We start from the raw sequence: 24,876 nt of genomic DNA, 5'->3' as shown, positions 1-24,876 counted from the left end.
TTTGTCCAGACAATGGCCGGAATATCGACTTTTGGTGCCATTATCTGGCCAAAAACTCAGGGCGGACGGGCGGGGCTACTATCTGAGCAGGCGTACGTGGTCCGGGGTCAGCTCGGAGATTTTGCTGACACCGAGCAGCGCCATGGTGCGGGCCATGTCCTTCTCGAGGATCTGCAGGGTGCGGTCCACGCCCGCCCGGCCGCCGGCCATGAGGCCATACAGGTAGGCGCGGCCGATCAGCGTGAAGTCGGCGCCCAGGGCCAGGGCCGCAATGATGTCCGCGCCGCTCATGATGCCCGTGTCCAGCATGATGGCCGCGTCCGAGTTGTCCTTGGTGAAGGCTTCCTTGACGCCCGGCAGCAGGTGGAACGGGATGGGGGCGCGGTCCAGTTGGCGGCCGCCATGGTTGGAGAGCACCACCCCGTCGGCGCCGTGGGCCACCACCTTGCGGGCGTCCTCCACGGTCTGGATGCCCTTGACCACGAGCTTGCCCTTCCAGGTTTCACGCAGCCAGTCCAGGTCCTCGAACGTCAGCGTGGGGTCGAACATGGAGTTGATGAGATCCGCCACGGTTCCGGTGTATCGGGACAGCGAGGCGAAGGTCAGCGGCTCGTGCGTGAGGAAGTTGAACCACCAGGCCGGGCGGTAGGACGCATCCAGGACGGTCTTGACGGTCAGTGCCGGCGGAATGGTCATGCCGTTGCGGACGTCGCGGAGGCGGGCGCCGGCGACGGCGGTGTCCACTGTGACCATAAGGGTGTCGTTGCCGGCCTTGGCAGCGCGCTCGATCAGCTCCAGCGACCGGTCGCGGTCCGTCCACAGGTACAACTGGAACCAGTTGCGGCCGTTCGGGGCGGCGGCTGCAACGTCCTCGATGGAGGCGGTGCCCATGGTGGAAAGGGTGTATGGAATGCCGGCGGCTTCTGCAGCCTGCGATCCGGCGTACTCACCCTCGGACTGCATCATGCGGGTGAAGCCGGTGGGGGCGATGCCCACGGGCAGCCGGGAAGGCTTGCCCAGGATGTCGGTGCTGAGGTCGATGCTGGAGACGTTGCGCAGGATGCCGGGCCGGAACTCGATGTCCAGGAAGGCCTCGCGGGCGCGGCGAAGGGTGATCTCGCCCTCGGCGGCGCCGTCGGTGTAGTCGAACGGGGCCTGCGGCGTGCGGCGCTTGGCCATGTCGCGAAGATCCCAGATGGTGCTGGCGCGCTTCAGCCGGGCTTCCTTACTGAATTCGGGCTTCTTAAACTGCATCAGCGGGGCCAGGTCCGAATACTTAGGGATCCGGCGCTTAAGCGCGGCCGGCTTCGGCGCGCTGCCGGTGAACACCGGGACGTCCGTGGCATCCGGGGCTGGCGTGACCTCGGGATTGTCCGGCTGGATGGTGTGGGTCATGGCTGCCTCCGTTGGTGGGCCTGGCGCAGGGTTCGAGCTGTGGTCTAACCACACTGTAAACCATGTGGTCCAACCACATCAACTAGCATGGTCTTATGCGTACGCACCAACTTGTCCTTGCATGGATCGAACGGCAGCTCTCCGACGGAGCCCTGAGCGTGGGCGGACGCCTGCCTGCGGAGCGGGCACTCGCCGAGCAGCTGGCCGTGTCAAGAACCTCGGTACGAGAGGCCATCCGGATACTGGAAGCCTTGGGGGTGGTCCGCGCCGGGGTTGGCTCCGGCCCGGAAGCGGGGACTGTGGTGATTTCGGATCCGACGGCAGCGCTCGGCTCGGCGCTTCGGCTTCACGTCGCCACCCAGCATCTGCCCGTGTCCGACATCGTGGAAACGCGCATCCTGCTGGAGACCTGGGCGGCCGCCCGGGCAAAGCCCGATGCTCCGGAGCTCGAACTGGCCGCCACGCTCCTGGGCGAGATGGACGCCGTCGAGCGCGTTGCCCGGACGGCGGATGACTTCCTGGCGCTGGATATCCGGTTCCACCTGGCCCTCGCGGACGCCGCCGGCAACGCCGTGGTCAGCGCCATGATGGGCTCGCTGCGCGAATCCATCCAGGGCTACACCGCCCGGTTTACGGCCAATCTCCCGGACTGGGATGCCACGGCGTCGCGCTTGCAGGCAGAGCACCGCGACATTCTGGCCGCCATCAGGAACGACGACGGCGCGCACGCGGCCACGCTGGTGGCTGCCCACATCGAGGGCTACTTCCGCGAGGGCGGCGGGGTTGGGCCCGCGGCGGAGGAATAGTGCGCGTCAGCCGTGGGCTGCAGTACGGCGCGCCTTGGCCGGCCACTGCTGGCCCGGATTTCCAGGCGCGGCTGGTACCGGCCGCCCGGGGCGTCGTGGTCTTCCTTGCGGATGAGTGCCCGCAGTTCACGCCAGGCCTGGCCGCCGAGCTCGGCAATGGGGACTGCCGCGGTGGTCAGGGTGGGCGTGGTGTAGCGGGCGAACGGGATGTCGTCGAAGCCGGTGACGGAGATGTCGCCCGGAACGTCCACGCCGCGTTCGTGCAGGCCGCTCATCAGGCCCATGGCCACGAGGTCGTTGAAGGCCAGGATGCCCGTGGCGCCGCTGGCAAGGACCGAGTCCACTGCCCCGTGGCCGGTATCGAAGTCCGAGCCACCGTCGAGCATGGTGACATCCACCTGCGGGTGCCTGGCCTTGAATGCCTCGAGGCCCTCGAGCCGGAGGCCATTGGAGGCGCTGCCTGCCGGGCCGGCCAGGAAGGCCAGGCGCGTATGGCCGAGGCCCACCAGATACTCGGCCAGGTCCTGGACTCCCTGCCCGTAGTCCACCACAAGGCTCGGAATCCCGGCAGCCGCAGTGGTCCGGTTGATCAGGACCAGCGGGTGCAGCGATGGTGCGATTTCCTCGAGCTCAGCGTCGCTCATGCGCGGGGCACAGAGCACCAAGCCATCGCAGCGCCGGCGGGCTTCGCCGGCCAGGATGGCTTCCTCGCTGTAGGCCTCGAAGGAATCGGCAATCAGGACGCGGTAGCCATCCTCCGCCGCAGCCCGGCTCAATCCGCGCAGGATCGCCTGGAAGGTGGGGTTGGCGAGGTCCGGCACCACAATGCCGATGGTGTCCGTCTTTCCCAGCGCGAGGCTGCGTCCCACGGGATTGGGCTGGTATTTGAGCTCGACGGCGGCCGCCCGCACCCGGGCCGCGATGTCCGGGTCCACGGTGAAGTTGCCGTTCATGACGCGGGAAACAGTGGCGTGTGATACCCCTGCCTTCACAGCAACATCGGCAATGCCGATCCTGCCGGTTGCCGATTTCCTGGCCATGGCCCTGCCTTTCGTAAATCCCGGTCCCGTGAGTATCGGCGCCCGTGGGACAGCATACAACGCCCTGGGAAACCGATTTCCATTCGTTCGACGCGCCGAAGATCGCCGATTCGGAGACCAGCCTCGGCACGGTCCGGCTGACCGGCGAGGCAGCCCGGACATCCGGGCAGCTGCGGCTGTTCGCCCGTGGGATCACCGAAGGCTCCTACCTTGAAGCCGTGATTCACCACGCCGACCCGTCCGCCACGCCGCCCAAGCCGGACCGCCGCCGTATCCTGCGTCCCATCGGGCCGGTTTCCGTTTTCTCAGCCTCCAATTTCCCGTTCGCCTTTTCCGTGGCCGGCGGCGACACCGCGTCAGCCCTGGCGGTTGGCTCCGCGGTGATCGTCAAGGCCCACTCGGGCCACCTGAAGCTGTCCGAGCGGACGGCCGAAGTGGTCACCGAAACCCTGCGTTCCGCCGGAGCGCCGGACGGACTGTTCGCGCTTGTGGCAGGCCGTGAGGTAGGCACAGCGCTGGTGCAGGATCCCGCCATCAAAGCCGTGGGCTTCACCGGCTCCATCCCCTCGGCCGGACGCTGTTTGACCTCGCGGTTTAACGGCCCGATCCCATTCCGTTCTACGGCGAGCTGGGCAGCCTGAACCCGGTGGTCATCACCGCGGCCGCGCTGGCCGAGCGTTCCGCCCAGCTCGCGGCGGGACTTGCAGCCTCGTTCACCATGGGTGCCGGCTAGTTCTGCACCAAGCCCGGCCTGGTCTTCATCCCTGATGGCACCGGCTTCGCCGCGGAACTGGTCGGGGACATCGTAGACCTCGTGGAGCAACTGTCCGGCCTTGCCGGGCGGGTCCTGTTCGACGGCTGGCCAACCGGCGTCGCAGTGAACTGGGCGCAGCAGCATGGCGACCCGTACCCGGACACCACGTCCCTGTTCACCTCGGTGGGCGCGACGGCGGTCCGCCGCTTCCATCGACCGGTCGCCTACCAGGACGCTCCGGAAACGGTCCTGCACCCGGCACTGCGTGAGAGCAACCCGCTGGGCATCCCGCGCCGCGTGGACGGTGCGCTGGTTCTTCCGTAACAGATCGAACTTCACCCGTGTGCCGACGTCGCAGCCCTGGCTAAGAGACATTTTTTCGGTGTATAGCCGATATGATTCCTAATACTCTTCGCGAGCGACATATCCCTAGCTGAGCGCACCGGCTTCGAAGCCCGGGAGCATGGTGACCCAAAATGCTTTCGCGACTCGCGCATGCATCCAGTTTCGAAGGAACGCATACCTGTTCAGGGATTGGGATTCTCCTCCATTTCACGAAGTAGCTTCCAAAGCAGTAGTGTCCCACTTCCTTGGAGCGAGACGGTCCTCCTGCTGCCGTTCCCGAGGGAAGGGTTGTTCCGTTCACGAAACGCTGAGCGGGCGTTCTGAAGCAGACGTTGTTCCTACGAAGTGGCAACGAGCTCTAGTTCGAAGCCATCGGCGTTCACGAAGTAGCGGCGTAGTGTTCGGGCCCGCCAGCGTTCGGGTACTTGTCCACGAAATGGGGCTGGATCTTGTACCGCTTGGGATATGAGAATTATCAGAATTGGTAACGCCCGCAGGGGAGTCTGGAAAAGGAGCCGCAGCATTCCAGGACGGCCGGTGAGGTTTCGTGTGCTGGCGGGTATTTCCGTACGGTCTGAGGTGAGCAGCCCTTACTTGGGCAAGAAGAACTCCAGTGCGATGCCGTCTGGGTCTTTGAAGTTCACTGCCGTGCCATACGGGGCGTCGATGGGCCCGCTGTGTACCACGCCGATAGTATCCAGATGAGCGGCCCATTCGAGGAGTTCCGCTGCGCTGGCTACGGAAAAACCCACATGGTCCAGGCCCGGATTGCGTTCACTGAAGCGGCCCTCGCCGGAAGCTGCGCGATGCTCTGTGAGTCCCAGTGACACCCCTCCACCGAGATCGAATTTACGTCGGATAAACGGCCCATCGAGCATTGTCCCGGTGGGCTCTGTATCCCACAGCCGGGAGTAGAAAGCGACGCTGACCTCAACGTCGGTCACGGTAAGAGCGAGGTGGTCAATAGCAGGCAACGCGGGCATCAGGACTCCTGGTGGGGAAGGCGGGGAAGAGTCCGCCGAGGTATGAGTCCAAATCGTCTCACAAGCCCGCGGATGCCGATTTTATCCCGCGGTCACAAATGCCAATGACGTATGCTTAGCTGCGTCTTATCCCCGTCGGAACGGCTTCAGATGGGGATCTGTGAGCCGTCGGCGTTTTGAGACGCTGCCGGGGCCGGGGAACCGCTCTCCTGTTCCTGCGGCAACTGAACCTTTACTGGGGTTCTCCCGACATGAGGGGCAGAACCCCAGCGATGATGATTCGTGCAACCCAGCGCCCGCGTAGGTTAGTCCGTCTGCCGCGCGCACAAACACGTAGTCGCGAGCCCTGGCGCCGAGCAAGAAGAAGAACGGAAGAGGAACCAGACCAGGCCAGCGGCGGCCGAAGCGGAGACGACGAGTAGGCCCAGGACCCTTCGGGCCCACGTCGTCTTCACCAGCCGCACGAGCGGGGTAACCAGCAGGGTCAGGGCGGTGATGGCCGCCGGCCGGGCCAACAGAACAGGGTGAACGCGATCCACGGTTCGGCCATGCCGAAGACCAGGAAAAGACGTGTCCCGTCCGCGTCCTGAAAGCGATAGGTGGCCACAAAGGACGCTGCCCAGATGCATCCGGCACTGAGCGCTGTGATGGCCAGGCCCCAGGCCATCCGTCTGACGGAGTGGACGGGCCTCTCCATTGTCACGCTCATCGGGCAGCGACGGGCTCGATGAGCTACGGTCCATTGTTGCCCACCGAGTTCACCGGGACCGGCTCTTTGTCCGGCACCAACGTCGGTTCGGGCAGGGCATCCTGCATCTGCCGCTCAAATAGCGCGGTTCATGCCCCGCCTGCCGGGATCTGGCGGCCTGCGGGTCCGTAGTCCGGCACGTCGTACACCTTGGCGTGGCCGGGGTCGAAGTAGCCGCGCTCCAGCAGTTCGAAGCTATTGTTGCCAAGCAGCAGGCCGATACTGGTCCTCTCCCCGGTTTCCCAGTCCGCTTCCGTCGGCATCAGGTCGCGCCGCGCGTCGGTCGGGAGCTGCCCGGCCTGCCGCATGACATCGGCGGCCTCCGAAAAGACCGGGCCGGCGATCCCATCGAGGTCGCCCTGGCCGTGGTACTCCGATCCCGGGTGCTGGTAAATGGCCATGACCTCACCCTCATGGGGTGTGGCGCAGTCCACGGTGAAGAGCGCGGTGGTCTTGGTCCGGTAGTCCTTGTCGAAATACAGGCAGTCCGCGATGGACACATCACCCAGACGCTTAGGCTCCATGGTGTCCCACGCCGTGGCCAGGAATCGATCCATGGCCAGCCGGGCGTCGTCCATTTCCTCCATGCTGAGGGCTGATCCAGCGGGGACGGAGGGCTTCGACGGAATTGGTGATGCTCCGGGTGCGGGCGTCACCGCGATCACGGTCGCGGTAGGGCCGGAAGGTGTGGCCGGTGCCGGCGAGGCCTGCGCTGCTGCCGGCGTGCCACTCTCTGCCTGCCCGATGCTGACGCCGGTGCATCCAGTGAGCAGCGAGACCGCGGCAACAGCTACGACTGCACGGGCCCACGCGCGGCCACGCTTCGTTCCAACATCGTTCACTCTTCCCCCGAACCGAGACTCAGCCTTCATTTTGCCAGCTCCGACCGCACAGGAAGGAATCCTCAGAAGCTGAGTGCTGTGATTACAGAATTACCTGCATGGGCCGCGGCTAATCCGCCAGCGATTATGGCAGTTCGATTGGAAACCACTTCTGCAGTTTGGTTGGAGCCCACTTTTGCGGCTCGCCGGTTGATGAATCGCAGTTTCAGTTGAGCCCACCCCACGGTTGATTCCATCAGAGGTTTTTCCGACGGTGGAAGGCAGTGATGGAGTCGAGAGTGGAGTTATTCGCGAGGATCCGCCGGGAGGCCAGAGTCAAGGACTTCGCCGTCCTCACCCGGCAGTGGGCTCTGGATTTGAGCACTTCCGGAGGGACGACGAACCTGCGATCATTCAAGCAGGCCTCCTGAATGTGGGACCAAAACAGCCGGGCGGGCTACGTTCCGTCCCTAACGGAGGTATCTCTGGAGGACCTAAATGCATCCTCTGACCCTGATCTGCATCGTGCTCGCTGCGGCGGTTATGTGGATCGCGTTTACTTGGAGCCTGCTTGCCCATCTCGCCCGCTCAGAACGCCGTGAAGGGGTGAGAGCGCCCCGTAAGAGCGCCGACGGCAACGGGCGGTGGCATGGGACCAGAACAACGAGGACACGGATGGTACGGCACGTACGGCCGCCTCGGCGGGTAGTTGTACACGGTCGAATCAGGTAGTCAGTACTCTTCTACCTGCCCCGGGCGTCCCCATATCCTGTTTACCGGGGGCCGGCGATGAGTGGTGCGGCCTGAGACCGTTAGCACCACCCCCAGCCATCGCCGGCCCCTTCTTACTCGGTCGCTTCCAGGTGGAATTCGGCCCGATACTCCATGATCTTGACGTGCCATGGACTCACCCATTTCCTTGCCGCGGCCCCGGTGGGTTCAGTACACGATGAAGCTACACGCTAAGCGCCGTACACCGGACCCGGAATGGGTGCAGGTGTACCGGCAGGGAATTTCGTCGCCGAAAATTGCCACCAGGGCAGGCGTTTGTCGTACTAGAAGTCGCCTGCACCGTCAGCGCCCGTCATGACATCGGATGACCCGCAGTTTCTGGAGCGGGGCCTGCTGGGCATGTCGGATAAGGGGTGGGAGCGCCTACTCCAGCAGGACGAGGTCATTGCGCCTTTGACGGCCATGGCCACGGTCACCCACGGGGCGGCGGACAGCGCGGCCGAAGAGCTGGGATTGTCGCGACGGCAGGTCTACACCTTGATCGGCCGGCGCTGAAAAGGCGCCGGTCTGCTGACGGAGCTGGTCCCGGGCCGCTCCGACGGCGGTCGGGGAGGCAGAAGCCTGACGGAGCTTGTGGAAGCCGTGATCCGGGAAGTCATCCGGAAGACTTGCCTGAGGAAGTAAAAGCCGTCTCTCGCGGTCGTGCACCGCCAAACTGTCCGCAGGTAGCCGTGCACCGGTCAAACCAACACCGAGCCCGTCCCCGCCTGCGTGCTCGAAGCCAGAACAGCATTCTGGACCCCACTGTGACCATCAGCCCCGGGAGATCAAATAGCGCCGCTAAATATGCGCCAAATACCGCGGAGAATTACAAAATCGGGGTGTGCCGCTATTTTTCGAAGGGGCGTGCTTCGGCGTTCCACATCCTGGGAAATGAACCGCCCTTTGAACGCTGCAGGAATTCAACAGCGGCCCGATCCAACAGGCCGTGACTGTCACTTCAGACTGGCGGTTCTTCACTAGTCAATCGGCGGGTCTATCTGATGCCGATGGTAATGTTGAGCAGGCACTCCGCGGATTCCCGAATGGGCATGGTGAGGAGTCGAGGCCATTTGTGGGTGCGACCAATGCGCAGGCGCGGGGCCCCTCCGTAAAGTCCCCGAGGAGATCGGCATCGGAAGTTCCCCGCCAGTGTGGCCGGCCCTCTAGAGCCTCCTACCTGCAAGTGTCCGGAAGAATCAAGCCGGGACTTGGTGGACGATGTCGGGAGCAGACAGCCCCTCCAGCCAGGCCACCGCCGCCGGACGCGATGTGAAAAACTCCTGGAGATTGTGCTGACCGCGCCGCATCCAAGCGGCAACGACCCGGTCAAGATTCGTTGTCCCGACTATGGCGACGGAGGAAACGAAGCGGGTGTCCCGGTAGTCGTTGCAGGCTTCGACGGTCAGGTTGACGCCGATGATTTCGATCAGCAATGGCAGCTTTCGGCCAGCACTAAGAAGCTCCACGGCAAGCACAGATTCCGTAGCGTCCTCGGCCTGAAGAATGGAACCGGGCACCCAGATCAGATGAAGGGCCCCGCCGACATATAGGCTCAGCGTCCCTTTTCCACCTGCAAGCACGATCTCCGCCACGAATTCTCCTCTGCGACAGAATAGCCAAAGAATGCGCACCCCGGTAGGTGTCGGGCATGGCGGAGGCCAAAAGCGGTGCAAGGCCGTGGGATCAACAGGCGATGAACAGCGGTATTCGCTGATGCCGGCCCCTCTTTCCTCTCTTACGGCAACTGCTAGTGCGTGATCTTCCGCGACGAGACGAGGTGAAGATTCGAGGATGACCGAAGCGGGCCTTCTGGAAGCCCAATGGGAGAACCCGGACATTGCCGAAAGCCAAGGCCGGCCTCGCCTCCGGCTGTACAGCATTACCAACAACGGCAGAAGCGCGTTGGCGATGGCTTCCCGGACTGCCTCAGTGGAAATCGTGGCTCTTCATGCTTTCAAGCCGGTCCGCGTATGACAGGGCAGGGAGACCACTCATCCTGTTGGAGCGCCAGGGCTGTCCTACGGTGGGTACCACCTATACCAACTCAGTCCGGACTGAAGCCACAGTCCGCGTTGTACGACGAGGATAAGCCCTGAAGATGCGTATGCGATAATATTCGCATGGATGCAGATAAAGCCTGTGGGCGGAATGGTGACAGCGGATACGTCGAGCTGGCGGTGGAGATTTTTGCAATGCTCGCGGACGCGACGCGGGTGCGATTGATTCTGGCGCTGCGCGAGGGCGAAATGTCGGTCAATGACCTCGCAGAGGCGGTGGGAAAACCGCAGTCTGCGGTGTCGCAGCATCTAGCGAAGATGCGGTTGGCCCGAATGGTTTCTACGCGGCAGGAGGGCACCAGGGTGTTTTACCGGCTCGAGAACGAACATGCCCGTCAGTTGGTCACCGATGCAATCTTCCAGGCGGAGCATTCCCTGGGCGGCACGCCGCGCCACCACCACTCGACTGCGGAGACCAGAAACCCATGAAACAGGCCGGCAGCCACACCCCTGACCACGACACCGCCGGGCCTGACCACAGCGCCGACGAGCATAATCACCGGGCCGGGCACGGGCATGATCATGAGCACCCCAGAGGGCTGAAGGGCTTCCTCTACGGGCTATTCGTTCCTCACAGCCATGATGCCGCTGACTCGGTGGATGAGGCGATGGAGTCCTCGGTCAAGGGAATCCGGGCGCTAAAGATTTCCCTGGTCGTCCTGGCGGTCACCTCTTTGCTGCAGCTGGTCGTTTTCCTGTTCAGCGGCTCGGTGGCCCTGCTGGCGGACACTATCCATAACTTCTCCGATGCCCTGACTGCCGTTCCGTTGTGGGTGGCGTTCGTCCTGAGCCGCCGGGCGGCAACACGGACCTACACGTATGGTTTCGGCCGGGTCGAGGATCTGGCCGGACTGTTCATTGTCGCCATGGTGGCGCTTTCCGCGGTGGTGGCTGGTGTGGAATCGGTCATCCGCCTGTTCCAGCCGCAGCCGCTGAGTAACCTCGGTTGGGTTCTAGCGGCCGGCCTCATCGGTTTCGCCGGCAACGAGATCGTGGCGATCTACCGGATCCGGGTGGGTAAAGAGATCGGGTCCGCAGCACTGGTGGCGGACGGCGTTCACGCCAGGACCGACGGTTTCACGTCCCTGGCCGTCGTCGCCGGCGTCATCGGCGTCTGGCTTGGTTTCCCGCTGGCGGACCCTATTATCGGCATCCTGATCTCGGTCACTATTTTCGTCCTTCTGTGGGGGACTGCCCGGGACATCGGCCGCCGGCTCCTTGACGGCGTGGACCCGGACCTACTGGAACGCACAGAAGCCGCCATCGCACCGGTAGCCCCTGCCGCCTCCACCGTCCGGTTGCGGTGGAGCGGCCACCGCCTCAACATTGAAGTCACCGCACCCATGGATCCTGCCCGGACCGTTGCCGAGCTCGCAGCCATTAACAGGGCCGTCGAGGACACCGTCCGCGCAAACATCCGCAACGTCGGAACGGTCCTTACCATTGCCCGCTAACCCTCGACAACCCAAGCCCGTGGATTACGCAGCCCTTGCAGAAGCTGGGACTTCGGGCCCACAACCTGGCTTGACCATGGCCGACATACCCGGACACGGCCATTTTTTTCTCACGGCCCCGGCCATGGAAATGGCGGCAGTGTTCGGAGGGACGTTGCATTGCTATCAGGGCGACGGCGGATGCCGGAAGCAGGGCCTGTATTTCTCGCGGACCCCGCCGCGCAAACCGCTCTGGTGTGAACTCAGCCACCGATCCACGAAACCCTCGGGAAACGACAGCCGGGGAGCAGGAACATCACTGGCGATAAGTGTCAGCCATGATCTCGCACCGAAACTGGACCGCGCAGTTCTGCATTTTGGGACATACAGCAAGATGCAGCGCTTCGTGTGGCTGTCTCTGCCCGTGGCTAAAGGACCTCAATGCAGCTGCCTCCGCTCAACAGGAACCCCTGCCGGCAAACGCTCACCCTGCCTCGACGACGAAGGCGTTGGCCTGACGGATCTCTAACACCGGCCGGGTCCCTGGCAGCGCAAGGTCCCACACGGAGCCCAAAAACCAGAAGTGGTGCAGACGACTTCTTACATTTCGTGCAGGTGACTTCTGAAACTGACAGCGGAGGGGATAGGCCGAGTTTAGGGCGCAAAGCGCAAGAGACTCGCGAAACTCCACCGGGGCACTCCAATCGTAAGGATCGCCGAGATCCTCAGCGGTGGCCTTCACGAGGAGATCTAATTCAGTCATGCCCGGATCATGTCTGGCACTCAATATCGCCGGCGGGACCTTCGTGCAAAAAGACCGTTTCTGATCCGACCCCGGCACGCCACCTTAAAACTGTGGATTTGAACGCTGTGTGGCGGGTTTTGTGATCGCTCGGTGTCGCACCGGCGCCCGTTGAGGGTTCCCCTATCGGGACACCAAAACCTGCGATCCACAGGCCAGGACGGTGCGTGATCAAGTCCACGGAGGCGCCAGCGACTAAAGCGACGTCAACGTTGGGCCTCTCGCAGCGTTCCCCGCGCCCGCAGACCGCTCTCCGGAAAAACCGGTCGAGACGACATTACGAGCCGGGATCGGTAGTTGGGGGAACGAATGGATCCGATCTTCGCGGAGGCCTGCCCCGGGTTGTCGGAGTCGAGAGCGTCAAACTGCGCCGGCCCATCGAGGTTCGCCGGTGGCCCGATGCATTTCCCTGGAACGCGAGTGAAGGTCAGCAGCCGGAATGCGCCGGACTTCACGAGCCTGAACAGTAACATCACGTGCCTCCGGCCGCGTGGCCCGCCTTTCCATCGGGGAAACATCGGCAATCAGCCCCATGCCGGCGTACTCACGCACGGCGGCGATACCGGCAACAGCTGCGGTCTTGTTGTCAAAAGCCTTGGACACTGCCATCACGGTGCCATCCGGCGCAGTCAGACGGAACCTGAAATACGACTCCGCGTCAACGAACAGTTCGAACATTCCGGCCATAGCAATCCTCCCGGTCTGCGGGATCCGCCCCTGCGGCGTCGTTGCCACGGAGCAGACGCGGACGCGCCCTTGCGTCCACTTCCCGCTGGTTTTGTCCTGCAATCCAAACGATCAGTTCATCATGTGCTCAATGAGTCTCGCTCACGACAGCCAGTATCCACAAGACCCCCAGCCCGATCACCTGGCATGGAGAAATTCCGGAACGTCCGTCTCGGTTTCTCCGTGCTCTCTAACAGCTGGACCCTACAGCTGCAGCGTCACCGGCCGCTGGAAGCCATTGACGGTGGCAGCGGGCCAGCGGTCATCAGCGGTCATCAACGGTCATCAACGGTCAGGAACTTTATCCAGGACTCGGTGAGCTGGACCGTGTCCTCGATCTTCACGCCGGGTCCCGCCGGGTTCCAGGTGAACGGCTGGTTGAGCACCACGGCGTCCGTGGTTGCCGCGGTGACGCGCGGGTCCCGTCCGGCATAGCCCGCCGGTCCGCCTTGATGGTGCTGCTCCCACTGCTCCGCGCCGAAACCGTGGCGGACGTAGGCCGCTTTGATCTCGCCGAAGATGAGGTCCAGCCGGGCGCACACCACGGCCATCGCGCGGCGGCCCAGGGGACGCGGCTGCGGTTAGCTGAGACGGCGGCGTAGCAGCGGTTGATGTCTGGCTCATGAGTTGTCCCCTTGTGTCTTGATCAATGTCTCGATGCCTTCGGTACCCAAAATCCCATCGGCGATGAATACGGTCACGCTGCGGCGAACGGGGACGCCGGGTTCGGCAATAACAGGCGCATCCCAGGCCAGCGACTGGCCAACACCGGCGTATCCGTCCACGCGGACGAACCACGGGTCCGTTGAATCCGCCGCGGCCACGAACACGAGCGTGGCCGCGCCGCTTGGGCGAGTCCCGCCGTCGAACGTTCCCGCCGTGAACCCGCCAGACCACGCGAGCCAGGGTGCAATGCTCCCGTGCACGGCGGACTCACCCGCCGCCGAATGGGTCCAGACGTTCGCCCGCGGAAGGCCCGACGGCGGCTAACGTCCAGGCCGGTTCACCGGTCCGGACGATACTGCCGTGGTCCGGCCGCCAGACGTACTCGCCGGCCGCCCGGGTGTAGGTGCGGCCACCCCGGAAATTGGTGCCGTGCACAGCATAGCCGCGTGCTAGTCCAGTGTGTTTTGCGCGGCCGGGCGGCCCCGGAAAACCGGCCCGGGCGAGGCGACCTATCCCACGCACAGCCTCGCTGCCCCGTTGCCGTCCCGGCCCCGCCGTCCGAAGATTGGATGTGCCAATCGTGGCGCAGGTCCAAGTTGCACAGCAGGGCTTCGAGCGTGACGTTCTCCGATCCAATAGCAAGGGCATCAGTCGGGCCTGATGTTCTGGTTGAGGCTGAAGAAGTTGGTTGGGTCGTACTTCCGCTTGAGTGCTTTGAGTCGGTCGTACTTGGCGGCACCGTAGGCCTGCCTGACCCGTTCCTCGCCCTCTTCCATCAGGAAGTTGACGTAGACGCTGGTGTGGTGGGGTGCGAGGGCAGACCAGTAGTCACGTGCCCATTGCCGCTCGGCGTCAAAGCCATCGGCGGTCTTGCTGTTGCCGTTGATGTTGAACGTGAACCCGGCCTGGCGGCCGTTGAAGGCCGTGGCTTCATCATCGATCCGCCCCACTGCGCCGCCCATCTGCCACAGGGCGACGCTGGTGACCGGCGAGGTGATGTGGGTGCCTTGCTCGGCCACGATGTCGATGACGTCGTCGCTGAGGGCCGCGACGTCACAGGACCTGACGTAGTAATGCCAGCCGTGCGGGAAGGACGGATCAAACGTCCTCTGATGCTCCAGAAACGGCTTTGGCCGGCAAAAGTCGAGCACGGGCGAACCGAATTCCTTGAGCGGCCGCAGGACCTGTTCGCCTTCCTCAACCGGGCCCGCGTAGCAGGCGGTAACCCCAAGGACGAGCTTGCCCACCAGCTCGGGCGGCACGATCGGCAGCGCCGGTGCCCTGCGCTGCACGGCGATCGTCATTAGCTCGTCTGGGCAGTCTGCGATCCAGTCGCGGTAAAACCGCAGCACCTCCGGTGCGCCCTCCATCGGCCAAAAGACCGGCCCGGCCATAACGTACGGCCCAACAGGGACAAGCCGGAATTCGAAGTCGGTGACAATGCCGAAGTTCCCGCCGCCACCCCGTACGCCCCAGAAGAGGTCGGCGTTCTCGTTCTCGCTTGCCTTGACCAGTTCGCCGTCTGCGGTGACCACGTCTACAGACAGCAGTTGGTCGATCGTGAGTCCATACTTGCGCATGACCCAGCCGATGCCACCGCCGAGAGTCAGGCCCGCCACCCCGGTGTGGGTGACGATCCCAGACGGAACTGCGAGGCCGAACTCCTGCGTCTCGCGATCGAGCTCGCCGAGCAGTACCCCGGCCTGGACACGTGCCGTTCCCGCCTCGGGGTCCACGCGGATGCCCTTCATGGGCCCGAGATCGATGAGCATTCCGTCGTCGCAGACTGACAGCCCGGGGAAGCTGTGACCGCCTCCCCGCACAGAGACCCGCAGGTTCTGCGTGTGGGCGAACCGGATGGCAGCTCGCACGTCTGCGACGCCGGTGCAGCGGGCAATAAGTGCGGGACGGCGGTCAATCGATCCGTTCCACACCCTGCGGTGCTCGTCGTAACCAGCGTCAGCCGGGCGGACAAGGTCGCCCTGAAAGGATGTCTGTAATTCATCGACGGCAACGCCGTTGATCTCCGTGCTTTGTGCCATGGGACTCACGGACCTCTCGCTCTCCCTGCAGAGTCCCACCGTTGGCACCAACTGGCAAGAGGAAATTGCGGGAGCTCGGACGCCCGCCAGGGCAGGCCTGGCCGCTGACTGGCGGGGAATGCCTAAGGGGAGGTTCCGCCGGGGCCGTGCTCTGCCGAACCACCAGTTCGGGCCTGAAGATGACGGCCCGGTGCTTTGGAGTGTCAGACTCGAGCTCCTCGGCCAGCAGCTCGATGGCCGTGTGCCCCAGGGCTTCGGTGGGCTGGCGGATGGAGGTGGGGCCGCCCACAAAGGCGAGCCGACGGCGGCCGGTGTCCAGCAGGTGCCGGGCAGCGAGGTAACCGCCGGCGTCGTCGTCCACTGAGACGGAGCTGTACAGGACGCACGTGTCCTATCGCCTCATCAGCGGCGCCCCGGACGTATTGTGTGACGTAGGATCTCCGATAGCAACCCGACGAGACAGACTGGACGGCAGCATGCCCCTCTTCGACCTTCCCCTTGACCAGCTCCGCGGCTACACCTCGAGGGTCACCCCGCCCGCGGACCTGCAGGACTTCTGGGACGCCACGCTCGACGAGGCCCGGACGTTCCCGCTCGACGCAACATTCGAGCCGGTGGAGAACCATTTGGCAGTCATCGACACGTTCGACGTCACGTTCAAAGGCTACGGCGGCTCGCCGATCAAGGGCTGGCTGCACCTCCCGGCGAACCGTAGCGCCGGAACCCCGCTGCCCGTCGTTGTGCAGTACATCGGCTATTCGGGCGGCCGCGGCCTGGTCAACCAGGACACCAAATGGGCGCAGGCCGGTTACGCGCATTTCATCATGGACACCCGAGGCCAGGGCTACGGCGGGATCCTCGGCGAGACGGCGGATCCGCACCCGTCAGCAGGCGAAGTGGCCTACGCGGGCCTCATGACCAGGGGTGCAGGCAGCCGCGAGGACTACTACTACCGCCGCGTGTACGTGGACGCTTTCCGCGCGGTGGAAGCGGCGCAATCCCACCCGGAGGTGGACCCGTCGCGCGTGGTCCTGGCCGGCGTCAGCCAGGGCGGCGGCATCGTGGTAGCCGTTGCCGGGCTGGTGGCGGGAAGGCTCGACGGCGTCATCGCCGCGCTGCCCGACGTCCCCTTTTTGCAGGACTTCCCCAGGTCCATCGATATCGCGGCCCGCGGCCCCTATCCGGAAATTGCGGCTTTCCTGGGCAGGCACCGGGACCGGTATGAGCCGATGCTCGCGGTCCTGAACTATTTTGATGGCGTTAACCTGGGCAGGGCAGCCACCGTGCCTGCCCTTTACTCGGTGGCGCAGATGGACGATGTGTGCCCGCCGTCCACGGTGTTCGCCAGCTTCAATGCCTACGGCGGCGACTCCACGGCACTATCCGCGGCGCAAAAGCAGATCGAGGTCTACCGGTTCAACAACCACGAAGGCGGCCAGGAGCACCACTGGATCAGGCAGCTGCAGTACCTCCACAGGCTCCTGGCCTGACGCCGTGCGAACTGGCAGGTAGGACGTTTCCAGAGGGATCTGGGGGTTATCGCCAGTTCACGCAACGTTACGGCCTCGATTTTGCGGCCGTCGCAGCACACGGTTATGGTTTGCCTATGACAAACCGTTGGTATGCGTATTTTTCGTTGGCTCTGGAGGAGCCCGCGTCTAACTGACACGTATGCATCTTCCTTCAGAGCCAACAGGGCAGAGATCATTCTCTGCCCTTCGCCATTTCTCCGGCGGGTTCTGATCTGGGCCCGCTTTCCTATCTGGAACAGGACCCGAACATGAGCACCGCGACAGCCACTCCCGCAAAATCCACGTCCAATCTGCGCGTCAGCGAATTCACGCCGCTCCCCACGCCCCAGGAGCTTATCGCCGAGCTGCCCATGGACGCCCGGGTGACGGACGTCGTCGAGCGTGGCCGCGACGAAGTCCGGGCCATCATGGACGGCGTGGACGACAGGCTGCTGGTCATCGTAGGCCCCTGCTCCATTCACGATCCCAAGGCTGGACTGGAATACGCCCGCCGGCTGGTCAGCCAGGCAGAAAAGCACCGTGACGACCTCCTGATCGTGATGCGCACCTACTTCGAGAAGCCCCGCACAACGGTGGGCTGGAAGGGCCTGATCAACGATCCTCGCCTGGACGGCAGCCACGACATGGTCACGGGGCTCCGGACCGCCAGGGAATTCCTGCAGCAGGTCACCGCACTGGGACTGCCCACCGCCACCGAATTCCTGGAACCCATCAGCCCCCAGTACATGGCGGATCTGATCTCCTGGGGAGCCATCGGGGCCCGCACCACCGAAAGCCAGATCCACCGCCAGCTAGCCTCCGGGCTCTCCATGCCCATCGGATTCAAGAACGGGACCGACGGCGACCTCCAAGTCGCGCTCGACGCGTGCGGCGCCGCCGCTGCCGCCCAGGCCTTCCTGGGGATCGATGGTGACGGCCGGGCCGCGCTGGTTGCCACCGCGGGGAATCCGGACACCCACGTCATCCTCCGCGGCGGACGGAAGGGCCCCAATTACTCAGCGGCCGACGTCGAAAGCGCCTCCGGCAAGCTCGCCGGGAAGGGACTCAACCCCCGGCTGATCGTGGACGCCAGCCATGCCAACAGTGCTAAGAGCCACCACCGGCAGGCGGAAGTGGCCTTGGAAATCGGCGCGCAGTTGGAAGACGGCGGCGAGGCGGCACAGGCCATCGCGGGCGTCATGCTGGAAAGCTTCCTGGTGGGCGGTGCCCAGAACCTGGATGTCACCGAGCACGCGGCGGCCCGGGCGGAACTGGTCTACGGCCAGAGTGTCACGGACGCGTGCATGGATTGGGACGTATCCGTTTCGGTCCTTGATCAGCTCGCGGCGTCCTCCCGGAAGCGGCGGACCTCATAATGATTGCCCGGATGACTTTCACTACAGCCCCATGAACCTCTAGAGTATCTAACACATGGTTGGTGGATGGCTCAGCATCGGCACACCGCAATGAAACACAGCTGGGGTTACTGTCGTCATCCATCAGCAAAGGAATAGCGAAATGTCCGCAGAACAGAACTTCTCGAACGCGAAGTTCCTGACCGTCGCCGAAGTGGCCGAGGTCATGCGCGTCTCTAAGATGACCGTTTACCGGTTGGTCCATTCAGGCGAAATGCCCGCTGTGCGTTTCGGCCGGTCGTACCGGGTGCCGGAAAACGCCGTCGAGCAGTACCTTAAGGGTGCTGTGGTGGACGGACACACCGAAACCGCCTGAGCATTACCTGCGGTCAGTGGGCATGCTCAAGAAGCGGTACCCTGTTAAGGAACGTTTTACGTCATTGTAAGAATCTGTCAGTTGTTTCAGTTCTGTAGCTCTGTCCACGGACCTTTTCCATCAGACAGGTACTGCATCTAGTTTGTGAGGAACTTTCGTGGGTTCAGTTATTAAGAAGCGTCGCAAGCGTATGGCCAAGAAGAAGCACCGCAAGTTGCTTCGTAAGACCCGTCACCAGCGCCGTAATAAGAAGTAGAGATACTTCAACAAGCGTGAAATGCCCGTTGCCTATCCGGCAGCGGGCATTTTTTTGCGTGTGAGCGGCCGCGATGCGCTCCTACGTGAAACGTCGACGGCGACAGTTGCGGCGGCGGTTATGCCCGGGGACCGCGGATGCGGGCGAAGCCTTTCCAAAGTCCGTAAATTACGCCACCGGCCGTTGCTGCCTTGAGGCCCAAGGTGGCAGCGCGTCGGCCGGATCGGAAGTCGTAGACCGGCCAGTTATTGTCCCGTGCGTGGCGGCGGAGCCTGGCATCGGGGTTGATGGCTACCGGGTGCCCTACCAAGGTCAGCAGTGGGATGTCGTTGTATGAGTCGCTGTAGGCCCAGCATCGCTTCAGGTCAAGGCCTTCGGCGCCTGCCAGTTCCCGGACGGCCACAGCCTTCGCTGCACCATGCAGGATGTCGCCCACCAGGCGGCCGGTGTACATGCCGTCGGCAACCTCGCCAACCGTGCCCAAGGCTCCTGTCAGGCCCAGCCTGGTGGAAATGACGGTGGCGACCTCAATGGGGGTGCCGGTGACCAGCCAGACCCGCCGGCCCACGCGGAGGTGCTGCTGCGCCAGTGCCTTGGCGCCGGGCCAGATCCTGGACGCGATCATTTCGTCGTAGACCTCTTCGCCCAAGGCCTTGACGTCTTCCACCGTGATGCCGGCAACGAGGGTGAGGGCAGAATCGCGGACAGCGTGCACGTCGTCCATGTTCTCGCCACGCGTCACAAATTTAAACTGCTTCCACGCAAACCCTGCAGCCTGCGTCAGCGTAAAGGCACCGCGTTGGTGCATCTTGCGCGCAACGTGGAAAAGGCTGGCGCCCTTCATGAGGGTGTTATCGACGTCGAAGAAGGCGGCTTCGCCGGTCTGCATCAACGCATCCGGCTGGGTCACCACAGCGACGTATTTCTCCTCGGGCATGTCCACGAGTCTAGTCAATACTCGGCGGCCAGGATTTCAGTGCCAGTGCCAGTGGGGCGTTACGGTTAATGCATGGCAAAACCCGAGGTAGTCCTCATCACCAAAGCAGACTGTCACCTGTGCGCAGCCGCGCGCGACGCCGTCGGACGCGTTACTGCGTTGCTGGGACTTGGGTGGACGGAACAGTTAGTGGATGAGCTGCCGGAACTGCGTGAGCGGTACGCGGAGGAAATCCCCGTGGTTCTGGTGGATGGAATCCAGCGCGATTTCTGGAAGATCGACGAAGCCCGGCTGGAGCGCGTCCTCCAACGCGCCATGGCCTGATAGGAAAGCGGCCTCGCGGAATGACGCCGGCTTTGTTGGCACTAGCGGCGGGGCTCTAGAGTGGAGTCACGACGCGATGGGATGGAGGGGATAGTGACATCACTGGATTCATCTCCCCAGGCTGTCCAAGGTGCAGAGAACGTCCAGGGGACACCGCCTGGCCACGGTCCGCAGCCTGCCCACGGTACAGAGGCGGCCAAGCAGATCCCGCCCGCAGCAGTGGCACGGCTGACCATCTACCTGCGCGCCCTTAACACGCTGCTGTCCGACGGCGTCGAACGGGTATCTTCGGAGTCCCTGGCGGAAGCATCGGGCGTGAGCTCGTCAACCCTTCGCAAGGATCTCTCTTACGTGGGCTCCTACGGCACGCGTGGCGTGGGCTACGAAGTGCAGTACCTGAGCCGTCACATCTCCGCCGCCCTGGGGCTGACCCACGACTGGAAGGTCGCCATTGTTGGCGCGGGTAACCTCGGCAAAGCACTGGCCCGTTACGGCGGTTTCGAGTCCCGCGGGTTTGACGTGGTGGCCATTTTCGACGCCGACCAGATGGTGGTGGGCAATGAGGTGGGCTGGCTGCGGGTCAGCGACGCCGCGGACATGGAGGCGGTGCTACAGCGGACGGGCGCCAACATGGTGGTCCTTGCGCTTCCGGCCACCGTGGCGCAGGCCGTGTGCGACCGCGTGGTGGCTGCCGGCGTCCACAGCATCCTCAGCTTCGCCCCCGTCATGCTCCAGGTCCCCGAGGGCGTGAACCTGCGCAAGGTGGACATGGCCACCGAGCTGCAGATCCTCGCCTATCACGCCCAACGGGCGCAGACCCCGGACCAGTCCGCCTAGTTTCGTTGGCCGTTGGTTGGGTCCACGCCCATTTGGGTGTGGTTTGGCCTTGTGTTGCTACTGGCCGTACGGGTTGCCAGGCGTGCTGCCCGGGGCGCCGTAGGGGCTGGCGAACGGCTGCGGCTTGCGGAAGTACGGGGCCGCCGCCGGCAGGTAGAGCAGCACGATGGCCGCGATCCCCGCCAGAGTCCCCAGGGTTCCGAAGCTCGGTACGCCAAAGAGGCCAAAAATGGACAGTGCCGCGAAAACGGTGCCGAGGATGCGGGCCCAGTTCTTGCCCTTCCGGACGAAGAACGCCACGAGTGCGTACAACCCCGCACCGATAATCGCGAAGACTACGAGCGATCCGGCAAGGATGCCCTTAAAGTTTTCGTAGTTGAAGTCAGCAGGAGTGGCGCCGCTGCTGAGCATGGCGTCGTCGAACGCATTCCGGATCTGAGGATCATCAAGCATGCCGATGCCCATCAGCAGGCTGATGACGTACACAACACCCGCGCCGATCAGCAGCCAGAACGAGATATTGACCAGCCGGGGCACTCCGTTCGATTCAGTAGCCTGCGGCTGTTCTGACGGGTACTGCGCGTAAGGGGACTGTCCGTACGGCGGGGTGTTCTGCCCATACTGTGGCGCCGGGGGAGTCTGCTGGCCATACTGCGGGGCGTTCTGCCCGTACTGCGGCGCCGGGGGAGTCTGCTGGCCATACTGCGGGGCGTTCTGCCCGTACTGCGGCGCAGGTGGCGTGGGCTGCCCGAACGGCGGGCTGTTCTCGCCGTATCGGGGGGCTGGCGGTTGGTTGCCGGGCTCAGGCTCGTTCGGGACAGGAGGCGGGACAGGCGTGCTCATGAGCGGTCCTTTGCAGGTCGGATGTCAGTTCGGCTGCTGGGTGCAGTCCAACTGGCCTGCCCCCAGTACGGCTTAGTTCCCACCGTACCCCCGGCGCATGCCGCGGGGGATCATTCCAGAGAGGTATTCGGGCGGAAGTCAGCCCGGTTCGTCCACGGCCCTGTTTTCAGCGGATATTCGTGCGCACAAGCTGTCTATCCAGCTTCGTCAACGCGCATATCAGCCCGGCTAACATCCCCGCCGGGTGAGATGCGTCTACGCGCGTCCCTTGACGGAGTTGAACCAGGCCTGCGAGTTCGGCAGCCACATCAGGACGGTTGCCGCGGCGGAGATGAGGAAGCCCAGCCAGTTGTTGCCGATCCCGCTGCCGCCGCCCACACTGCCGCCGATCACGGCGAGCACCAGTGAAACGCCTGCGACGATCGTGAGGGCCAGTCGGGCCCACTCCTTGCCCTCCTTCATCTTCAGGACCAGGACAATCTGGGCCGCGGCCAGGGCGAGGGCCACCAGGATGAGTAGGAGGAACACAGCAGCCAGCCCGGGTGCCACAACGAACAACGCCAGCGAGCCCAGCACTGCCAACAGGCCGCCAAGGACTCCCAACATGCCGCCGATGAGCCAGATCCAGTACGAGATCTTGAGCTCGGTGGGCAGCCCGGTCACGCTGAACATGCCGGAGAAACCGCCCTTGGGCATAACGTCATTAAGGCTGTGAGGGCCGTCGGTAGGCATCGCAAATTGGAAGCCGCCCGGTTGGCCCGGCTGGTTGTAGGCCGGGCCCGGCTGACTGTACGGCTGGGGACCAGGCTGCTCGGCACCGGGCTGCTGAGGCTGCTGGGGCTGTGGCACTTCATTGTTGCTCATGGGTCTCACTGTAGACCGCGGGTTCGCCGGTACCTAGGGGACAAAACAAAGCACCCCCGCCGCCAGATTCCGGGGTAGGGCGGCCGGGGTGCTTCAGGATGAAAACTATGCTGCGGGTGCGATGAACGCGAGCTCCAGGTTGATGGCAACCTTGTCGCTGACCAGCACGCCGCCGGCTTCCAGTACGGCGTTCCAGGTCAGGCCAAAATCCTTGCGGCTGATGGTGGTTTCCGCGGAGACGCCGGCGCGGGTCATGCCGAACGGGTCCACAGCCACGCCGTTGAACTCGGTCTCGAAAGCAACCGCGCGGGTGACCCCCTTGATGGTGAGGTCCCCGGTCAGCTCGTAGCTGTTGCCTTTGGCCACGAGTCCGTTGGAGACGAAGGAGATTTCCGGGAACGTCTCGACGTCGAAGAAGTCTTCGCCGCGGACGTGGCCGTCGCGGTTGACATCGCCGGAGTCGAAGCTGGCGGTCTGGATGATGGCGCTGACCTTGGAATCGGCCACGTTGTCGGCGAGGTCCAGTGTTGCCGCGGCATCCTTGAACTGGCCGCGGACCTTGCTGATGCCTGCGTGCCGGACGGTGAAGGCGATCTCGCTGTGCGAGTTGTCGAGGGTCCAGGTGCCGGTGGTGACGTCTGCGGGAAGAGCCATGATGTTTCTCCTTAGGGTTTGTCAGGTGGTATATCCGGATAGCTTGACGCTTCATCTGTTGAATCCTCAACTATCCGCTGCATCCAGTATAAACATGCATTTGCATGTTCTGTTCCCGGTTTCGGAACATATTTCCAAAAAATTGAGTTCTACTGGATGTAGAAGATTTCGGATCGCACGCCATCTTTGAGAAACTGGTAAACATGCCCCAATCCACTGTCCATCTGCTCCGCCACGGCGAGGTCCACAATCCTGACCGCGTTCTGTACGGCAGGCTGCCCGAATTCCACCTCTCCGAGCTGGGCCGGGAAATGGCGCAGATGCTCGCCGACCACTTCGCCGAGCGTGCCGCGCGCGGGGCCAGGATCGTCTATCTCGCGGCGTCGCCGCTGGTCAGGGCGCAGGAAACGGCCGCTCCCACTGCTGAGGCGTTGGGCCTGGAAATCCACACGGAGGGCCGCATCATCGAAGCGGAAAACTACTTCCAGGGCATAAAGGTAACCAAAGCCGAGCTCCGGAAGCCCAAGCACTGGCTGCACCTGGTCAACCCGTTCCGGCCCTCCTGGGGCGAACCTTATAAGGCACAGGCCGCGCGCGTCAGGGCAGCTGTTGAGGACGCCCGGCTCCGAGCCATCGAACTGGCCGCCGGAGACTACGGCACAGGCGGTCCGGAAGCCGTCATGGTCAGCCACCAGCTCCCCATCTGGGCCACCCGTCTCAGCGCCGAAGGCAAGCCGCTGTGGCATGACCCGCGCAAACGCGAGTGCACTCTGACGTCCATCACCTCCCTGGTGTTCGACGACGACGGCTCGCTCCTGCGTGTTGAGTACAGTGAGCCCGCTGCCGCGCTCCTTCCCGGCGCCGCCAGCACCCCCGGAGCCTGACGTGATGGACAACCGGACAACATCCCGCACAACGGCTGGCACCGCATCCCGCCGCGCAGTGCTCGCTGCCGGCGGCGCCGCCCTGACCGCCCTGACCCTGGGCCTGTCCGCCTGTGCGCAGGAAGACGCCCTCGCAAAGCAGGCCAAAGCCGGCGACAACAAGAACTACGTGGCCGGGGACGGCTCGGTGACCGAGTTCACGGCGGCGGACCGCAAGGCCGCCGTCGCCATTAACGGCACGCTGTTCAACGGCACCCAGATAGCCCCCGCGGACTTCCAGGGCAAGGTGACGGTCCTGAACTTCTGGTTCGCCGCCTGCGCACCCTGCCGGGTGGAGGCACCCATCCTGGAAGAGCTGCACCAGGAGTTCAAGGACCAGGGCGTGCGGTTCTTCGGCGTCAACCTCCGCGACGAAAAAGCCACCGCAGAGGCCTTCGACAAAACGTTCAACCTGACCTACCCCAGCTTTGATGACAAGAGCGGCGGCGTGCTTCTTGCGGTCTCCGGCCTGGTCCCACCGGGAGCGGTCCCCACAACGCTGGTCCTGGACAAGCAGGGCCGCGTGGCCTCGCGCGTGCTGGGCGAAGTCCAGAAGGGCACCCTCAAAGCCCTCATCACCGCCGCCGTGGCAGAGTAACGGCGG

The 24,876-nt window shown here is 63.9% G+C and carries 25 protein-coding genes and 3 pseudogenes; 14 read left to right on the top strand and 14 right to left on the bottom strand.

Annotated features, from left to right (window positions below; genetic code table 11):
- Positions 1-78: 78 nt before the first annotated feature.
- Entirely contained in the window at positions 79-1,395 is a 1,317-nt protein-coding gene (locus tag ACQCS0_RS17525) for an alpha-hydroxy acid oxidase (protein WP_426939936.1), read from the bottom strand.
- A 95-nt stretch (positions 1,396-1,490) separates the two neighbouring features.
- Between ACQCS0_RS17525 and ACQCS0_RS17520 the strand changes: the two genes are divergently transcribed.
- On the top strand, positions 1,491-2,201 hold the full coding sequence (locus ACQCS0_RS17520) for an FCD domain-containing protein (RefSeq protein WP_354154606.1): 711 nt from the start codon (positions 1,491-1,493) through the stop codon (positions 2,199-2,201).
- On the opposite strand, the gene ACQCS0_RS17515 is transcribed toward ACQCS0_RS17520, so the two are convergent.
- Positions 2,156-3,241, bottom strand: coding sequence for a LacI family DNA-binding transcriptional regulator (locus ACQCS0_RS17515; protein WP_354154607.1), 1,086 nt, complete (start codon positions 3,239-3,241; stop codon positions 2,156-2,158). The two genes, ACQCS0_RS17520 and ACQCS0_RS17515, sit on opposite strands and share 46 nt — an antisense overlap.
- A gap of 101 nt (positions 3,242-3,342) precedes the next feature.
- Between ACQCS0_RS17515 and ACQCS0_RS17510 the strand changes: the two are divergent.
- Positions 3,343-4,319, top strand: a pseudogene (locus ACQCS0_RS17510) (aldehyde dehydrogenase family protein); the annotation flags it as partial.
- 611 nt (positions 4,320-4,930) lie between these two features.
- On the opposite strand, the gene ACQCS0_RS17505 reads toward ACQCS0_RS17510, so the two are convergent.
- Positions 4,931-5,323 (bottom strand): VOC family protein, encoded by a 393-nt coding sequence (locus ACQCS0_RS17505; protein WP_354154608.1) that lies wholly within the window; start codon positions 5,321-5,323, stop codon positions 4,931-4,933.
- A gap of 837 nt (positions 5,324-6,160) precedes the next feature.
- The gene (locus tag ACQCS0_RS17500) at positions 6,161-6,913 is read right to left on the bottom strand and encodes a hypothetical protein (protein WP_426939935.1); all 753 of its coding nucleotides are present in this window, start codon (positions 6,911-6,913) and stop codon (positions 6,161-6,163) included.
- Between the two features lie 1,065 nt (positions 6,914-7,978).
- Here ACQCS0_RS17500 and ACQCS0_RS17495 point away from each other — a divergent pair.
- A complete protein-coding gene (locus tag ACQCS0_RS17495) occupies positions 7,979-8,179 on the top strand; it encodes a hypothetical protein (protein ID WP_426939934.1) in 201 nt (66 codons plus the stop codon).
- A 683-nt stretch (positions 8,180-8,862) separates the two neighbouring features.
- On the opposite strand, the gene ACQCS0_RS17490 is transcribed toward ACQCS0_RS17495, so the two are convergent.
- Positions 8,863-9,258 carry a hypothetical protein gene (locus ACQCS0_RS17490; protein WP_354155191.1) on the bottom strand — a complete coding sequence of 132 codons (396 nt, stop codon included), beginning with the start codon at positions 9,256-9,258 and terminating at the stop codon, positions 8,863-8,865.
- 199 nt (positions 9,259-9,457) lie between these two features.
- On the opposite strand from ACQCS0_RS17490, the gene ACQCS0_RS17485 reads away from it, so the two are divergent.
- From ACQCS0_RS17485 to ACQCS0_RS17475, 3 genes are all read left to right on the top strand, one after another.
- On the top strand, positions 9,458-9,640 hold the full coding sequence (locus ACQCS0_RS17485) for a hypothetical protein (protein WP_354222410.1): 183 nt from the start codon (positions 9,458-9,460) through the stop codon (positions 9,638-9,640).
- Between the two features lie 146 nt (positions 9,641-9,786).
- Positions 9,787-10,152: a metalloregulator ArsR/SmtB family transcription factor gene (locus tag ACQCS0_RS17480; protein ID WP_354155192.1), complete on the top strand. Its 366-nt coding sequence runs from the start codon at positions 9,787-9,789 to the stop codon at positions 10,150-10,152.
- Positions 10,149-11,177, top strand: coding sequence for a cation diffusion facilitator family transporter (locus ACQCS0_RS17475; protein ID WP_426939933.1), 1,029 nt, complete (start codon positions 10,149-10,151; stop codon positions 11,175-11,177). Before ACQCS0_RS17480 ends, ACQCS0_RS17475 begins: the two co-directional genes overlap by 4 nt.
- Positions 11,178-12,318: 1,141 nt before the next feature.
- Here the strand turns inward: ACQCS0_RS17475 and ACQCS0_RS17470 are convergent.
- The 5 genes and pseudogenes from ACQCS0_RS17470 to ACQCS0_RS17450 all read right to left on the bottom strand — a co-directional run.
- Entirely contained in the window at positions 12,319-12,645 is a 327-nt protein-coding gene (locus tag ACQCS0_RS17470) for a YegP family protein (RefSeq protein WP_426939932.1), read from the bottom strand.
- Between the two features lie 243 nt (positions 12,646-12,888).
- A pseudogene (locus ACQCS0_RS17465) lies at positions 12,889-13,253 on the bottom strand (M24 family metallopeptidase); the annotation flags it as partial.
- Positions 13,254-13,304: 51 nt separating this feature from the next.
- On the bottom strand, positions 13,305-13,610 hold the full coding sequence (locus ACQCS0_RS17460; protein WP_426939931.1) for a DUF6807 family protein: 306 nt from the start codon (positions 13,608-13,610) through the stop codon (positions 13,305-13,307).
- Positions 13,611-13,997: 387 nt separating this feature from the next.
- The gene (locus ACQCS0_RS17455) at positions 13,998-15,392 is read right to left on the bottom strand and encodes an FAD-binding oxidoreductase (RefSeq protein WP_426939930.1); all 1,395 of its coding nucleotides are present in this window, start codon (positions 15,390-15,392) and stop codon (positions 13,998-14,000) included.
- Positions 15,352-15,768 (bottom strand): annotated as a pseudogene (locus ACQCS0_RS17450) (substrate-binding domain-containing protein); the annotation flags it as partial. The pseudogene ACQCS0_RS17450 and the gene ACQCS0_RS17455, both read right to left, overlap by 41 nt.
- 100 nt (positions 15,769-15,868) lie before the next feature.
- Here ACQCS0_RS17450 and ACQCS0_RS17445 point away from each other — a divergent pair.
- From ACQCS0_RS17445 to ACQCS0_RS17430, 4 genes are all read left to right on the top strand, one after another.
- On the top strand, positions 15,869-16,882 hold the full coding sequence (locus tag ACQCS0_RS17445; protein ID WP_354155196.1) for an acetylxylan esterase: 1,014 nt from the start codon (positions 15,869-15,871) through the stop codon (positions 16,880-16,882).
- Between the two features lie 290 nt (positions 16,883-17,172).
- On the top strand, positions 17,173-18,279 hold the full coding sequence (locus tag ACQCS0_RS17440; protein WP_354222402.1) for a 3-deoxy-7-phosphoheptulonate synthase: 1,107 nt from the start codon (positions 17,173-17,175) through the stop codon (positions 18,277-18,279).
- Between the two features lie 142 nt (positions 18,280-18,421).
- Positions 18,422-18,634, top strand: coding sequence for a helix-turn-helix domain-containing protein (locus ACQCS0_RS17435; protein WP_043452394.1), 213 nt, complete (start codon positions 18,422-18,424; stop codon positions 18,632-18,634).
- A 157-nt stretch (positions 18,635-18,791) separates the two neighbouring features.
- A complete protein-coding gene (locus tag ACQCS0_RS17430) occupies positions 18,792-18,890 on the top strand; it encodes a 30S ribosomal protein bS22 (RefSeq protein WP_003792170.1) in 99 nt (32 codons plus the stop codon).
- 118 nt (positions 18,891-19,008) lie between these two features.
- Here the strand turns inward: ACQCS0_RS17430 and ACQCS0_RS17425 are convergent, their stop codons facing one another.
- Entirely contained in the window at positions 19,009-19,827 is an 819-nt protein-coding gene (locus tag ACQCS0_RS17425; RefSeq protein WP_354155198.1) for an HAD-IB family hydrolase, read from the bottom strand.
- 72 nt (positions 19,828-19,899) lie between these two features.
- On the opposite strand from ACQCS0_RS17425, the gene ACQCS0_RS17420 reads away from it, so the two are divergent.
- Entirely contained in the window at positions 19,900-20,151 is a 252-nt protein-coding gene (locus ACQCS0_RS17420; protein WP_282330126.1) for a glutaredoxin family protein, read from the top strand.
- A gap of 93 nt (positions 20,152-20,244) precedes the next feature.
- Positions 20,245-20,988 (top strand): redox-sensing transcriptional repressor Rex, encoded by a 744-nt coding sequence (locus tag ACQCS0_RS17415; RefSeq protein WP_426938863.1) that lies wholly within the window; start codon positions 20,245-20,247, stop codon positions 20,986-20,988.
- A gap of 57 nt (positions 20,989-21,045) precedes the next feature.
- Here the strand turns inward: ACQCS0_RS17415 and ACQCS0_RS17410 are convergent, their stop codons facing one another.
- The 3 genes from ACQCS0_RS17410 to ACQCS0_RS17400 form a co-directional block, all read right to left on the bottom strand.
- Complete coding sequence (locus ACQCS0_RS17410) at positions 21,046-21,831, bottom strand: hypothetical protein (protein ID WP_354155200.1); 786 nt, start codon at positions 21,829-21,831, stop codon at positions 21,046-21,048.
- A gap of 255 nt (positions 21,832-22,086) precedes the next feature.
- A complete protein-coding gene (locus ACQCS0_RS17405) occupies positions 22,087-22,695 on the bottom strand; it encodes a hypothetical protein (RefSeq protein ID WP_354222400.1) in 609 nt (202 codons plus the stop codon).
- A 105-nt stretch (positions 22,696-22,800) separates the two neighbouring features.
- Entirely contained in the window at positions 22,801-23,349 is a 549-nt protein-coding gene (locus ACQCS0_RS17400; RefSeq protein WP_354155202.1) for a YceI family protein, read from the bottom strand.
- A gap of 203 nt (positions 23,350-23,552) precedes the next feature.
- Between ACQCS0_RS17400 and ACQCS0_RS17395 the strand changes: the two genes are divergently transcribed.
- Positions 23,553-24,233: a histidine phosphatase family protein gene (locus tag ACQCS0_RS17395; protein ID WP_354155203.1), complete on the top strand. Its 681-nt coding sequence runs from the start codon at positions 23,553-23,555 to the stop codon at positions 24,231-24,233.
- Between the two features lie 4 nt (positions 24,234-24,237).
- A complete protein-coding gene (locus ACQCS0_RS17390) occupies positions 24,238-24,870 on the top strand; it encodes a TlpA disulfide reductase family protein (RefSeq protein ID WP_354155204.1) in 633 nt (210 codons plus the stop codon).
- The last annotated feature ends 6 nt before the right edge of the window (positions 24,871-24,876 follow it).

The organism is Pseudarthrobacter sp. S6 (assembly GCF_050156575.1).
Lineage (GTDB): Bacteria > Actinomycetota > Actinomycetes > Actinomycetales > Micrococcaceae > Arthrobacter.
Note: the sequence above shows the minus strand (reverse complement) of the source record. Positions and strands in the feature narration are given on the sequence as shown.

What these genes read in the sequence shown, in the direction of transcription:
- ACQCS0_RS17440 (WP_354222402.1), top strand. Translation starts at nt 17,173, where the DNA reads ATGAGCACCGCGACAGCCACTCCCGCAAAATCCACGTCCAATCTGCGC.
- ACQCS0_RS17475 (WP_426939933.1), top strand. Translation starts at nt 10,149, where the DNA reads ATGAAACAGGCCGGCAGCCACACCCCTGACCACGACACCGCCGGGCCT.
- ACQCS0_RS17480 (WP_354155192.1), top strand. Translation starts at nt 9,787, where the DNA reads ATGGATGCAGATAAAGCCTGTGGGCGGAATGGTGACAGCGGATACGTC.
- ACQCS0_RS17395 (WP_354155203.1), top strand. Translation starts at nt 23,553, where the DNA reads ATGCCCCAATCCACTGTCCATCTGCTCCGCCACGGCGAGGTCCACAAT.
- ACQCS0_RS17435 (WP_043452394.1), top strand. Translation starts at nt 18,422, where the DNA reads ATGTCCGCAGAACAGAACTTCTCGAACGCGAAGTTCCTGACCGTCGCC.
- ACQCS0_RS17420 (WP_282330126.1), top strand. Translation starts at nt 19,900, where the DNA reads ATGGCAAAACCCGAGGTAGTCCTCATCACCAAAGCAGACTGTCACCTG.
- ACQCS0_RS17425 (WP_354155198.1), bottom strand. Translation starts at nt 19,827, where the DNA reads ATGCCCGAGGAGAAATACGTCGCTGTGGTGACCCAGCCGGATGCGTTG.
- ACQCS0_RS17515 (WP_354154607.1), bottom strand. Translation starts at nt 3,241, where the DNA reads ATGGCCAGGAAATCGGCAACCGGCAGGATCGGCATTGCCGATGTTGCT.
- ACQCS0_RS17405 (WP_354222400.1), bottom strand. Translation starts at nt 22,695, where the DNA reads ATGAGCAACAATGAAGTGCCACAGCCCCAGCAGCCTCAGCAGCCCGGT.
- ACQCS0_RS17400 (WP_354155202.1), bottom strand. Translation starts at nt 23,349, where the DNA reads ATGGCTCTTCCCGCAGACGTCACCACCGGCACCTGGACCCTCGACAAC.
- ACQCS0_RS17520 (WP_354154606.1), top strand. Translation starts at nt 1,491, where the DNA reads ATGCGTACGCACCAACTTGTCCTTGCATGGATCGAACGGCAGCTCTCC.
- ACQCS0_RS17410 (WP_354155200.1), bottom strand. Translation starts at nt 21,831, where the DNA reads ATGAGCACGCCTGTCCCGCCTCCTGTCCCGAACGAGCCTGAGCCCGGC.
- ACQCS0_RS17505 (WP_354154608.1), bottom strand. Translation starts at nt 5,323, where the DNA reads ATGCCCGCGTTGCCTGCTATTGACCACCTCGCTCTTACCGTGACCGAC.
- ACQCS0_RS17495 (WP_426939934.1), top strand. Translation starts at nt 7,979, where the DNA reads ATGACATCGGATGACCCGCAGTTTCTGGAGCGGGGCCTGCTGGGCATG.
- ACQCS0_RS17445 (WP_354155196.1), top strand. Translation starts at nt 15,869, where the DNA reads ATGCCCCTCTTCGACCTTCCCCTTGACCAGCTCCGCGGCTACACCTCG.
- ACQCS0_RS17455 (WP_426939930.1), bottom strand. Translation starts at nt 15,392, where the DNA reads ATGGCACAAAGCACGGAGATCAACGGCGTTGCCGTCGATGAATTACAG.
- ACQCS0_RS17470 (WP_426939932.1), bottom strand. Translation starts at nt 12,645, where the DNA reads ATGGCCGGAATGTTCGAACTGTTCGTTGACGCGGAGTCGTATTTCAGG.
- ACQCS0_RS17390 (WP_354155204.1), top strand. Translation starts at nt 24,238, where the DNA reads ATGGACAACCGGACAACATCCCGCACAACGGCTGGCACCGCATCCCGC.
- ACQCS0_RS17525 (WP_426939936.1), bottom strand. Translation starts at nt 1,395, where the DNA reads ATGACCCACACCATCCAGCCGGACAATCCCGAGGTCACGCCAGCCCCG.
- ACQCS0_RS17485 (WP_354222410.1), top strand. Translation starts at nt 9,458, where the DNA reads ATGACCGAAGCGGGCCTTCTGGAAGCCCAATGGGAGAACCCGGACATT.